The sequence below is a fragment of the Chondromyces apiculatus DSM 436 genome, from assembly GCF_000601485.1.
GTDB classification, from domain to species: Bacteria; Myxococcota_A; Polyangia; order Polyangiales; family Polyangiaceae; genus Chondromyces; species Chondromyces apiculatus.
On record NZ_ASRX01000019.1, the window covers coordinates 159416 to 171555 of the forward strand.

Annotated in this window: 11 protein-coding genes; 4 read left to right on the forward strand and 7 right to left on the reverse strand. The window is 69.2% G+C overall.

The features are described from left to right. Positions 1–20 precede the first annotated feature (20 nt). Positions 21–635 carry a hypothetical protein gene (locus tag CAP_RS14510; RefSeq protein WP_044240991.1) on the forward strand — a complete coding sequence of 205 codons (615 nt, stop codon included), beginning with the start codon at positions 21–23 and terminating at the stop codon, positions 633–635. A gap of 93 nt (positions 636–728) precedes the next feature. Here the strand turns inward: CAP_RS14510 and CAP_RS50380 are convergent, their stop codons facing one another. From CAP_RS50380 to CAP_RS14540, 6 genes are all read right to left on the reverse strand, one after another. Then, a complete protein-coding gene (locus CAP_RS50380) occupies positions 729–1442 on the reverse strand; it encodes a hypothetical protein (protein WP_052375202.1) in 714 nt (237 codons plus the stop codon). Positions 1443–1555: 113 nt separating this feature from the next. Next, positions 1556–2569 (reverse strand): tetratricopeptide repeat protein, encoded by a 1014-nt coding sequence (locus CAP_RS44605; RefSeq protein ID WP_052375204.1) that lies wholly within the window; start codon positions 2567–2569, stop codon positions 1556–1558. A gap of 222 nt (positions 2570–2791) precedes the next feature. After that, positions 2792–3217 (reverse strand): DoxX family membrane protein, encoded by a 426-nt coding sequence (locus CAP_RS14525; RefSeq protein ID WP_044240992.1) that lies wholly within the window; start codon positions 3215–3217, stop codon positions 2792–2794. Positions 3218–3244: 27 nt separating this feature from the next. Next, a complete protein-coding gene (gene thrC / locus CAP_RS14530) occupies positions 3245–4579 on the reverse strand; it encodes a threonine synthase (protein ID WP_044240994.1) in 1335 nt (444 codons plus the stop codon). A 42-nt stretch (positions 4580–4621) separates the two neighbouring features. Further along, on the reverse strand, positions 4622–5701 hold the full coding sequence (locus CAP_RS14535) for a serine/threonine-protein kinase (RefSeq protein WP_052375205.1): 1080 nt from the start codon (positions 5699–5701) through the stop codon (positions 4622–4624). 174 nt (positions 5702–5875) lie between these two features. Beyond that, positions 5876–7213 carry an NAD(P)/FAD-dependent oxidoreductase gene (locus CAP_RS14540; RefSeq protein WP_052375207.1) on the reverse strand — a complete coding sequence of 446 codons (1338 nt, stop codon included), beginning with the start codon at positions 7211–7213 and terminating at the stop codon, positions 5876–5878. Between the two features lie 183 nt (positions 7214–7396). On the opposite strand from CAP_RS14540, the gene CAP_RS14545 reads away from it, so the two are divergent. Beyond that, entirely contained in the window at positions 7397–8680 is a 1284-nt protein-coding gene (locus CAP_RS14545; RefSeq protein WP_231511466.1) for a hypothetical protein, read from the forward strand. A gap of 237 nt (positions 8681–8917) precedes the next feature. Next, a complete protein-coding gene (locus CAP_RS14550; RefSeq protein ID WP_044240996.1) occupies positions 8918–9940 on the forward strand; it encodes a phosphatase PAP2 family protein in 1023 nt (340 codons plus the stop codon). On the opposite strand, the gene CAP_RS14555 is transcribed toward CAP_RS14550, so the two are convergent. Continuing rightward, the gene (locus CAP_RS14555) at positions 9933–10916 is read right to left on the reverse strand and encodes a hypothetical protein (protein WP_044240997.1); all 984 of its coding nucleotides are present in this window, start codon (positions 10914–10916) and stop codon (positions 9933–9935) included. The two genes, CAP_RS14550 and CAP_RS14555, sit on opposite strands and share 8 nt — an antisense overlap. 61 nt (positions 10917–10977) lie before the next feature. Here CAP_RS14555 and CAP_RS14560 point away from each other — a divergent pair. After that, the coding region (locus CAP_RS14560; RefSeq protein ID WP_231511467.1) for an aldehyde dehydrogenase family protein at positions 10978–12140 on the forward strand (1163 nt) is incomplete at its 3' end.

Sequence of the window (12140 nt, forward strand, 5' to 3'; positions counted from 1 at the left end):
CTCAGGGGACGCTTTCGACCATGCAGAAGGAGTACCTCACCCCTGCTGCCGTGCTCCTCGGCAGCGTGATCATCGGCGGCGGCCTCTACTTCGGGCTGCAGTCCCGGGATGCATCCGGAGGGTCAGGGGCGTCGGCCCGCGTTGCGGGCACCGAGATGGCGATGGAGGCGTCGGAGTCTCCTCCGGGTGCGGTGACGCAGCGGGGCGCGGCGACGCAGCGGAGAGCGGGAATGCAGCACGAGAGACCTGCGGGGAATCCGGAAGGGATGCAGCAGGCTGCGCCTCCGGTGACGCAGGGAGCGCCAGGGATGGGACTGTCGCCACCTGCTGCACCCCGGGACGTGCAGATGAAGGTCGTGGAAGAGGTCACGGCGGCCCTGGAGGCGCAGCGGGCGACGCTGGTGAAAGAGTGCTGGGAACCCTCGTTCAAGAAGAGCACGGAGCCGGCCAAGGCGAAGTACCTCTACAACATGTCGTTCAATCCTGCGGGCACCGAGATCGCGCGGGGGATCAGCGAGGTCCGCGGGATGGAGCGCGCCGATACGGCGCAGTGCCTCCGCGCCAGGCCGATAGGGATCCAGGTGTCACCGCCAGGGCAGCACATGGGGGTGGAGGTGGAGCTCACGCTGCCCTGAAGGAAGCGCGAGCGCGGCTGGCGGGTGACGCGGGGAGCAGCGAGCGCGGCTGGCGGGTGACGCGGGAGCCGGGCCGAGTTGCCGCCGGGGCTGTCAGTGGCAGCGGAGGATCTTGGCGGCCTCCGTGACGGACTCCGAGCAGCCGAGGAACACGCTGCAGCTCCCGAAGCGGCCTGAATGGCCGCAGACGACGGCCCCCAGGAAGGTGTTGTTCCTGGTCGAGCCGGGACAGTTCGGCGAGGCACACGAAGTCTGCGGGTACTCGGGCTCGGTGGCGCCGCTGCAGTTGTAGTCGAACTTGTTGCCGCCGTACGGCGCGTCGAACCACGCGGTCTGGTTGGGGCGGACCTGGGGGCGCGTGTCGTCGCAGTCGGTGTTGTCAGGAACTGCCTCGATGCACTCCGTGGACAGGAAACCGTCGTTGTCGGCGTCGCAGCACGCTGAGGAACCGATGCCGTCGCCGTTGGGATCGCAGCAGCCGGGTCCAGGTGGGGAGCACTCGGGTCCGGTGCCTCCTCCTCCTGCAGCACCTCCAGCACCGCCGAAGCCGCCAGCGCCACCCGCGCCGCCTTGACCAGGAGCGCCGCCAGCGCCACCCGCACCGCTTCCAGGCGCGGTGGTCGCGGTCTCGCCACCGTGACCGCCGTGGCCTCCCGCGGCAGTGGGGCCATCGTCGGGCCGCGGGCCCGGGACCAGTTCGAGGTCGTCGAGGCCGATGATCGAGCTGCACGCTCCCAGGGCTGCGGCGCCGAGGAGAAGGCCGAGGGCGACGAGCCGGGGGGAGCGGGGGCGGGGGGAGCGGGTCATGGGCGGGGCTCCTGCGGAGCGAGATCGGGTACCGAGGGAAGGGCAGACGGGGACTGAGGTCACGGTCGGTGCGCGCGCGGGAGTCCGGAGAAGGTCGGCGTGGTGAGGTGTCATCAGAACTTCCCGCGCACGCCGAGCCAGGCAGGTCCCACCAGCACGGCGGTGTCTTTCGGGGTGGAGGATGTGGACGCGCGGCGCAGGTCCCAGACGAGCAAGCCTGCACCCGCGGCCGCGAGGGCCCCGCCCGCGATGAAGGTCACCGTGGATGCGGTGGCGAGCATCTGGGTGGTGTTGAAGCGGGTAGCGGTGTCGTCGTAGCACTTGCCGCCCGGGCAACTGTCCTGGAGGGCATCGGCGTTGGTCACGGCGAGGATGCCGGTGACGAGGCCGGCGCCGAGGCTGAGGCCTCCGGCGGTGAGGAGGAGGGTGGTGGGGACCAGGAAGCGGCGGGGGGCGGGCGCCGAGGCGGTGTCCTCCGGTGAGGAGGCGCCACGGTCACGGGCGAGGGGAGAGGTCGAAGGGGGGAGGTCGAGCTCAATCTTCGACGATTTGCCCTCTTCGAGGGTGATGACGAGGTTCGCAGCGTCGTGGCCTTTGGCGGTGGCGATGACGGTGTGGTGGCCAGGATCGCGGAGGAGGGGGACGTCGAGGGAGGCGGGCTCGCCGTCGATGAAGAGCTGGACCTGGCTGGCAGGAACGCCAGGCGCCGAGAACTGCACGGTGGGGATGCTCGGGAGGAGGGCGTCGAGCTCGCGGTCGGCGGCGGCGCGGGCGTCGAGGAACTCCCTGGGGGCGTACTCTTCGAGCTGCTCGGCGAGGATGCGCTGGTACTGGGCGCGGGCTTCGCAGAGGCGGCCAAGCTTGGCGTAGGAGCGGGCCACCATGAGCACCAGGGTCGGTGCGTGGAAGCTACGGTCGGCGCGGAGGAAGGCCGCAGCAGCCTCTTCGTAGCTGCCGGCGTCGAAGTGGGCCTGTCCGCGGTCGGCGGCCGTGCGGGCATCGGCCTTGGCATCGTTGAGGGAGCGCTGCTGGCGCGCTGGCTGCGCTTCGGCGGTGGAAGGGACAGCGGCAACGCCGAGGAGCGTGGCGCAGAGCAGGAACGTGCGGGCTGGGGCGGTGCGTCGCATGGCCAGCGTCTTCGTGGGGATGCAGGGAGCGGGAGGGAGGGGCGGCGTCGAAACGGCCGTGAAGTGACGGGAGGGTACCGGAGCGCGGTGAGGGGATCCAGCGGCTGGGGCGGAAGCGAGAGGAGCGAGCGTGATGGGGCTCGAACGGATGGAGTCCCGGGAGAGCGGGAGAGCGAGGCGGCAGGCGGCGGGGCGCGGAGCGCGCGGGAATCCGCGGAGGGATCAGGAGGCGTCGGGCTTCGTGGCAGGGACGCCAGCGATGGGGGTCTTCGGCTGGAAGAGGGGCATGAAGGCGGCGCGGTAGGCGTAGAGCAGGAAGAGTTCGAGGGCGACGATGACGGCGGACATGGGGAAGCCGCTCTTGTCGAGGAAGATGTGGAAGAAGGCGATGTTGAGGATGACCGGCCCGAGGAAGACGAGGCCGAGCGGGACGTAGTAGCCGGAGAGGAGGAGGAGGCCGCCGGTGACCTCGAAGACCTTGACGGCGTGCATGTAGCCGCTGCCGCCGAGCGCCATGCCGAAGCGGGTGGCAGGGGTCTCCACCTCGGGCGGGGGAGGCATGGGCATGAAGTTGAAGAAGAAGTTGAGGCCGAAGACGACGAACATGAGCCCGAGCAGGACGCGGGCGATCGTGGCAGCTATTTTCATGGGTTCCGGTGAGGGTGAGGGTGGAGGTCAGGTCATGGCGGCGGCGTGACGCTCAAGAGCGTCGAGGACGCGGTCGTAGTCAGGGGGGAGGGTGATGGGCGGGTTGGCCCAGGTGCTCTCGATCTCGGGCAGGGTGCGCTCGTGGTACTGCACCTTGAACTCGGTGAACTTGAGGGCACTCGCGGTGGAGATGACGACGACGCGGTCGCCGCGACGGACGACGCCGCGGCGCTCAAGCTTTTCGAGGGCGGCGAGGGCGACTGCGGTGTGGGGGCAGGTGTAGAGGCCGGTGCGGTCGGCGCGCGCGGCAGCGTCGCAGAGCTCGGCTTCGGTGGCCTCTTCGACGACGCCGTCCATCTCGTCGAGGGCCTTGATGGCGCGGGGGGCGCTGACGGGGTTGCCGATGCGGATGGCAGAGGCGAGGGTGTCGCCGGCAGTGATGGGGCGGACCTCGCGCTGGCCGGTGGTCCAGGCGCGGTAGAGGGGGGCGGCGCGCTCGGCCTGGGCGACGGCGAGGCGGGGGATGCGGGTGGTGAGGCCGAGGTCCTTGAGCATGCGGAAGCCGGCGTAGAGGGCGTAGGCGTTGCCGAGGTTGCCGCTCGGGAGGACGACCCAGTCGGGGACGGTCCAGCCGAGCTGCTGGGCGATCTCGATGGCGACGGTCTTCTGGCCCTCGATGCGGAGGGCATTCATGGAGTTGGCGAGGTAGACGACGCCGTCGGCGGCGAGGCGCTGGACGATGGCCATGCAGCCGTCGAAGTCGGTGTCGAGGGCGAGGACGATGGCGCCAGAGGCGATGGGCTGGACGAGCTGGGCGGTGGAGACCTTGCCGCGCGGGAGGAGGACGGCGACGGGGAGACCGGCGGCGGCGCCATACGCGGCGAGGGCGGCAGAGGTGTCGCCGGTGGAGGCGCAGGCGACGGCACGGACACGGAGGCCCTGGCGGACGGCGTGGTGGACGACGGAGACCAGGACGGTCATGCCGAGGTCTTTGAAGGAGCCGGTGTGGCTTGCGCCGCACTGCTTGATCCAGAGCTCGTCGAGGCCGATGGAGCGGGCGTAGCGGTCGGCGCGGAGGAGGCTGGTGCCGCCTTCGTCGGTGGAGACGATGGCGTCGTCAGGGATGCCAGGGGCGACCCACTCGCGCTTGCCCCAGACGCCAGAGCCGAGAGGCCAGGGGCCGCGGCGGTAGCGGTCTTCGAAGAGGCGCTTCCAGGCGTCGGGGGTGCGGGTGCGGAGTGCGTCGAGGTCGTGGGCGACGTCGAGGAGGCCACCGCAGGTGGGGCAGCGGTAGATGGGCTGCGTGAGGAGGTAGCGGCCGGGGCAGCCGGCGAAGCACCGGAAGGCGGCGTTGTGATGCATGGGGGGACCTGAGGGGAAAGACCCGGCGCGGCAGGGCCCGGGTCAGCCCTGGAGTGGACGGGGTAGCACCCCGAGGCGCCTGTAGAAATAGGCGGTCGCTCGGCGGGCAAAGACGCCCTGGGGAGTGTAGACGTCGTCGGGGGTGGCGAGGGGGGTCTCGGCGAGGAGGGGGCGATCGGTGGCGAGGCGATCGAGGTCGTCGATGAGGTGGTCCATCGAGGGGTAGCGGTTGTCAGGGTGCTTGCGCGCGGCCTTGAGGATGATGGCCTCGATGCGGGGGTCGAGGTCGGGGCGGTAGAGGGAGGGGCGCGGGAGGGCGACGAGGAGGTGCTGGACGAGGATGTCGGTGTCGTCCTCGATGCGGGCGAAAGGGAGGGCGCCGGTGAAGGTGCGGAACATGACGATGCCGAGGGCGTAGACGTCGGTGCGGGGGTCGGGGTCGTCGCTGACGACCTGCTCCGGAGACATGTACTCGACGGTGCCGACGGCGAAGCCGGTGACGGTGAGGCCCGACTGGGCAGCGTTCTTGGCGAGGCCGAAGTCGAGGACCTTGACGGCGTAGGGGTCGCCAGGTTCGCCGACGAGGAAGATGTTGTCGGGCTTGATGTCGCGGTGAATGATGCCGGTGCGGTGGGCGGCGCCGAGGGCGGAGGCGGCGTTGCGGAGGACAGGGACGGCGAGGTCGGCGTCCATGGTGGTGTCGCGGCGGAGCCAGTCGCCGAGGGGCTCGCCGAAGAGGTACTCCATGACGAGGTAGGGGCTGCGGTCGTCACGCTGGCCGACGTCGAAGACGCGGACGATGTTGGGGTGGCCGATCATGGCGGCAGCCTGGGCTTCGCGGAGGAAGCGCTCGCGGGTGCGCTGGGCGCCGGCGTGGGTGGGTTCGAGGACCTTGATGGCGACGGGGCGGTGGGTGTGGTCGTCCTCGGCGAGGTAGACCTTGGCCATGGCGCCGCGGCCGAGGTAGCCGCGGATGGTGTAGCGGTCGCCGAGGACCTCGCCGCGCCTGCGGGTGGGGCGGGAGGTGAAGAGGGTGATGTCGGGGGCGTCGAGGAGCTTCGTGCCGTCGTAGGGGCAGAAGCGGCCCTCGTCGAACTCACGGTGGCAGCGTGCGCAGAACATCCCAGCCCCCGTTCCTATGTTCCGGAATACCGTTCTGGGGAAGGGCTGCGCAAGGGAGGGCGGCGCAGGTGAGAACGCGGAGGAATGCGGGGGGAACGAGGGGGGAACGCGGCGCCGAAGGTACGCGCAGGGGCGTCGGCGGTGGGGGGTCGGCGGTGGGGGTGGGTCCCGGGATCAGTCAGTCCGACGGGGGGATTTGCCGGTGAGGCGGGTGTAGAACTCGTAGCCGATCTTGCGGAAAGGCTCGGGGGGGACGCCGGTGAGGCGCTTCATGTAGAAGGGCTGGCCTCTCCAGCGGTCGCCCTCGCCAGCGTAGATGTCGGTGATGACGCGGCCCGCGAGGTTGGCCAGGGTGACGCCGTGGCCGCTGTATCCGAGGCCGTAGTAGACGTTCCGGTGATCGCCCATGACGCCCATGCTGCAGACGCGGCTCATGGTGATGCCGAGGGGGCCGCTCCAGCGGTGGACGATGGGGACGCCGGAGAGGGCCGGGAAGTACTTGTAGAGGAGGTTCTGCATGGCCTGGGTGGCGTGCTCGTCGGAGCCCTTGAAGCTGGGGCTGCCGCCGAGGTGGTAGTCATACGCGGCGTTGCCGCCGCCGCCGAAGACGATGGCGCCATCGTTGTTGAGGCAGCCGTAGGAGATGCGGTCCATGTCGTCGGTGAAACCGGTGACGGTGCCCCAGCCGATGGCGGCGCGCTGCTCGGGGGTGAGCGGGGCGGTGGCGAGGACGTGGGAGTGCATGGCGAAGAGGCCAGTGCGGAAGTAGCCGAGGGCCGGGGTGTAGGCGTTGGTGGCGAGGACGATGGCGTCGGCGCGGACGGTGCCTCGGGGGGTGAGGAGGGTGTGGGTGGGGCCCTCGTAAACGCGAAGGACCGGGGTCTGCTCGTAAACGGTGACGCCCTGGGACTGCACGACGGGCTTGAGGGCGCGGAGGAAGTCGACGCCGTGGAGGTGGCCCTCGGTGGGGTCGTAGACGGCGCCCTCGGCGGCGTGAATGCCGAGGCGTGAGGCGAGGGCGGTGCGGTCGAGGAAGACCACGGGGATGCCCATGGCGTTGAGGCGCTCGACGCGGGCGTGGGCGGCCTCGGCGCGGCGGGCGTCGGTGAGGACCTCCATGCAGCCGTCGCGGCGGTGGCGGACCTTGAGGTCGTGCCGCGCGATGAGGGCGACGATGTCGTCGATGCCGCCGCGCGTCGTGTCGTAGACGAGCTTGGTGAGGGCAGGGTCGTCGGTGCCGATGCCGTTGACCCAGTTGAGCATCATGCCGCCGTTGCGGCCGCTGGCGCCGTTGGCGAGGTGCTTGGCCTCGAGGACGACGATGCGGCGCTCGGGGAACCTGCGGCTCAGGTGGTAGGCGGTGGAGATGCCGGTGAAGCCGCCCCCGATGATGGCGACGTCGGCGCTGATGTCGCCGTGGAGCGGTGGTGAAGGGTCGTAGGGTCCACCCTCGGCTGTCCAGATGCTGCGCGCGGGATCGATCTGCTGGATCTGCTTCGGGGCACCGCTCACAGGGGGCGAGGCTAGCACAGGGCCTGTCGGTTCCCGGCGGCGTTTGGCATACTCACGCGAGACGATCTGTCGCTGCCGAGGCGATGCCGGGGCGAATGATGCTCACGGCAGGGCGACGTCATGCGTCCGCCCTCGCGACCGGTGGCCCAGGGAGCACCTGTGAAAAAGCGCGTCCGGTTGTGCATGAAGGATCTGTTCCACCAGGACGTGGTGGAGATGATCGAGCGGGAGACGCGCAAGTACGAGCTGTGGTCGGTGGACAACCCGGACGCGCCGGAGTTCGACGAGGGCTACCAGCTCCTGTGGGACACATTCGGACCGACGGCGGAGATGGAGCGGAAGGACGTGCTGCGGAAGTTCCTGCGGGACGATCCGTTCGAGCCCGAGCCTTCGGGGACGTACATGCGGTACTTCTTCCTGGTCGCGCGGGGAGAGGACGGGAAGATCCGCGGGGTGCGCGACGGGACGGTGCTGGTGAACCCGGCCTACGCGCCGGACCTGTGCGTGGTGTACCTGGCGCACATCTACATGAAGCCGGAGGCGCGGGGGACCGTGCTGTCGTACTGGCTGCGGATCTCGCCGGTGGAGATCGCGATGCAGTTCCTGCTGGACCTGCACACGATGGGGAAGATCGCGCTGCCAGCGCCGAACGCGCCGGGGAAGTACTTCGGGATGCGGATGAACCTGACGGCAGAGTCGGAGTACTTCTCGCCGGAGGAGCCGGTGTCGTGGCAGCGCATGCTGTTCTACGGGCGCGGGGGATTCGACGCGATCAATCCACGGCATTTTCCGTACCGGCAGCCGGACTTCCGGGAGCCGGAGCAGATCCGGGAGACGGGGAACCGGCCGCTCCCGCTGGTGCTGCTGGTGCGGCGGATGGGGAGGGAGCGGCAGGCGCAGTTGCCGATCGACGAGGCGCGCGCGCTGATGCGGCTGCTCTACGATGACTTCGCAGATCACTGCGCGCCGGAGCTGCTGGAGAACAGCTTGCAGCTCGTGCTGGACAGGCTGGAGGAGCGGGCGCGGCGGAAGAAGTACGTGGAGCTTTTGCCGCTGCCCAGCGGGCCGGGCACGCTGCACAGGTTGAAGCCGCTGTTCAGGTACAGCGTGTTCAACCGGTACTATCCGAACGATCCCATCGTGGTGAGCTACCTGAACGGGCCGATGCGGGAGCAGGCGAAGAACCCGCGGTTCCTCGACGAACAGCTCACGCGCATCGGGCAGGAGCTGGAAGGGCGGCCGCGGGGGTTCGTGTACGGGAGCCGAGACAAGGATTTCACGTGGGAGGGGACGCCGCTGCCGCCGACATTGCCCGAGCGGGACCAGGATGCGTACGGGCCCGACACAGACAGGCCCGCGGCGATGATGATCGAGGAGGAGGAGACGGTGGACGGGGAGGCGGCAGAGCCGGGCAGGTCCGAGCAGGAACGGGAGGCGCTGGCGGCGCCGCGGCTGCCCGAGGTGTGAGGGGAAAGGGAGGCGCTGGAGAGCGCTTTTCCCAGGGGGTGCGTCGAGCGCTACTCACTTGCGCGGCGGGGGGTGCGTGATCCGGCCTGCTTTCGGGGAATCGGGGCGTCGAAAATACGACGTTTGGGTGGCCCCGCGGTTGCTCTCTTGTGGCAGAGAGGCGCAGCCACTGGAGACGCAGGTGGCCTCGCCGTGTCGAGGCCGGTGGTCTCGGTTCACGACGTAGGGTGAACGATCATGCTCGAGAGAGTTTCGACCGATATCAAAGCCACCGGCGACCGAGGTCCGCAGGTCGTGGAAGACGCAGCGCTGCCGAGCGCCCCTGTGCTGAAGGGGGTGCTCGCGCTGTTCACGCTGCAGGATGGGCTGCTGATCGGGTATCTGTTCGCGATTCTGGCGCTGCTGGCGCACGCCGAGGCGAGCGCGATGCAGGCGCAGTGTACGCAGCGCACGATGGCCAGCATCGTGGTGATGGTACTCGGGTGCGTGTTCGCGCGGGGGGCGACGAGCGTGTCGCCCGCGATCCGGAGCGTCGTCTACAAGACGGTGCTGCCGGGCATCGTGCTGATGAACTACCTGACACTGCGCGATGTGCTGCCGATCATCAGGACCGACAGCCTCGACATGCAGCTCCTGCAGTTCGACCTGGCGGTGTTCGGGGTAGAGCCGGCGCTGTGGCTGGAGCGGTTCAACCGCAGGCCCATCGTGGAGTGGTTTTCGTTTTTCTACTTCAGCTACTTCTTCATCTGCGGGTTCTACATGCTGCTCGCGGTCTGGCTACGCCCGCCGACCCGGCACACGACGGAGTTCGCGGTGGGCACGGCGCTGGTCTACTGCTTGGGGCAGCTCGGGTACATGGCGGTGCCCGGTTACGGGCCGATCGGCGCCCTGAAGCACCTATACCAGGGCCCCGTGGATGGGGGATTCTTCTGGGGGTGCGTGATGGGGACGGTGCAGGCTGGCGGCGCGATGAAGGACATCTTCCCGTCGTTGCACACGGCGGCGCCGCTCTGGTTCGCGCTCTGGGCCTTCAACGGCGTCCGCTATGACAAGCGGTTCCTCCCGCTGGCGGTGGTGACGGCGTTCTTCTCGTTCAACATCATCATCTCCACCATGCTGCTCCGCTGGCACTACGTGATCGATGTGCTCGCAGGGCTGACGCTGGCGGTGAGCGCGTCGGTCCTGTCGGTGAAGCTGGCGCGCTGGGAGGAGACGTTCCGGAAGCGCCTCGGCGAGACGCAGTCGTGGTTCTTCACCTGAGGTTGGGCCAGGCGGCGGCGATGGCGGCGCGTTCGTCGGCGGGGTCTTCCAGGGGGTTCTGACGCCAGCGCTCGGGGAAGTGGGCAAGGACCTCGCTGCGCACGAGGGGGGCGATGGCCGCGAGGGCGCCTGCCCCGGTGGGGAGGGGTAGAAGGGGGAGGTCCTTGCCAGTCCACGCAGAGAGGGCGCGCATGGTGTGGGCCTGGAGCGCGTGGATGTCCTCCAGGCGGTTGTCACAGGCGTGGATGGCGTGGATCTGCTCGAGGCAGCCCTGGGCACGCGCGCGCGGCATGGTGGTGCGGCTCTCCTCGCCGACCTGGCGGACCACGGCGAGGAGGGGGATCGGTGAGGCGTCGAGGCTGAGGGCCGCGAGGTTGCGGAAGTCAGGCTGTACGTAGGGGAAAGTGGCCGGGGGGATGACGCGGAAGCCGGCGCGGCCGTAGGCGAGGAGACGGATCACGGTGTCGGGCTCCTCGGCGACGACGGGCTCCATCTCGGCGAAGAGGATGATCTCGGCGGAGGTCGGGTCGAGCCCCGCGGCGGCGAGCGCGCGGCGGCACAAGCCGATGGGGGCTGCACGGAGAAGCGCGGCGAGGCCCGTGCGGCGGTAGGGGGGAAGCACGAGGGTGTGGGAGAGCAGGACGACGCAGCGGCGCGCGCGCACGTCGAGGGTGACGAAGCAATCGCGGATGCCGGCGAGGTCTCCGCTTCGTTCGTGATCGCGGGCGAGGATCAGGTGGTAGGCGCTCTGGACCTGAGTCGGCCAGGCCGCGGGCGGGTGGCGCGGTCCCGAGGACCACCTGAGAAGCACCTCGGGCCGCTCGATCTCGCCTCTGGGGCCGAACATGGCGTCGAGGGCTCGGTAGCCGGTGTCGAAGTCTGCCTGGTTCACCGCCACATCCAGGGTGAATCGCTGGAGCGCCGCAGAGACCTTGTCGCCCCCTTCACTCGCCGGAACGTCGTCGGGCTGAATCATGAGTCCACCTTGAGCCGCTCAGCGGAGAACACGATCGCGCCATCGACCCCGACACGCTGCAGTGAGTCGTCGCTCGAGGGAGCGCGTTGCATGCATCGGCAGTATCTCGCACGGCCGGTCGCTTGTCAGCGATAGGATGGGCGGCATGACAGACCGCTCTACTTCCTCTGTCCCGCTGCAGGACCGGAAGCACTGGATCAACAACCGGGAGGTGGACGCACACTCGGGTGAGGTCTTCGAGAAGAAGAACCCTGCGACAGGCGAACGTCTCGTGACGCACGCACGCGGGAAGCGCGAAGACGTCGAGACTGCCGTCGCTGCGGGGATCGAGGCGTTCAAGAGCTGGGCGCGCACGGATCCGAACGAACGCGCACGGATCCTGTGGAAAGCTGGCGAGCTGCTCATGGCGCGACTCGAAGATCTCGCGCGCCTGGAGGTGCTCGACACGGGCAAGCCGATCGCCAATGCCCGCACGATCGACGTCCCGCGTACAGCGGACACCTTCTTCTACTACGCGGGCTGGGCAACCAAGATCCACGGCGAAACGATCCCTGTCCGAGGGCCGTTCCTCAACTACACGCTGCGCGAGCCACTCGGCGTGATCGGCGCGATCATTCCCTGGAACTTCCCTCTCCTCATCGCTGCTCGGAAAGTGGCACCTGCGCTCGCCGCAGGGAACGTGGTGGTCCTCAAGCCACCGGAGGAGTCGAGCCTGACCTCACTGGAGCTCGCGCGCATTCTCGCCGACGCGGGACTGCCGGCGGGTGTGCTCAACGTCATCACCGGCTTCGGCGAAGAGGCGGGAGCTGCGCTCGTCGAGCATCCCAACGTGGCGAAGATTTCCTTCACCGGCGGCACCGAGACGGGTCGCCTCATCATGCGGGCAGCCGCCGGAACGCTGAAAAAGGTCTCGCTTGAGCTGGGAGGCAAAAGCCCGAACATCATCTTCGCGGATGCAGACGTGGGAGCGGCGTCGCGTGCAGCAGTCCTGGCTGCCTTTTACAACCAGGGCGAGATCTGCACGGCCGGTAGCCGCCTGCTCGTCGAACGACGAGTCCACGATCAGGTGCTGGAGGTGGTCGCCGAGGGGGCGAAGAAAATGCAGCCGGGAGATCCCCTCGATCCTGCCACCCAGCTGGGACCGCTGGTCTCCGAGGGGCACCTCGCCCGGGTCCTGAGCTACATCGAGCGTGGCCAGGAGGAGGGAGCCCGCCGGGAGGTGGG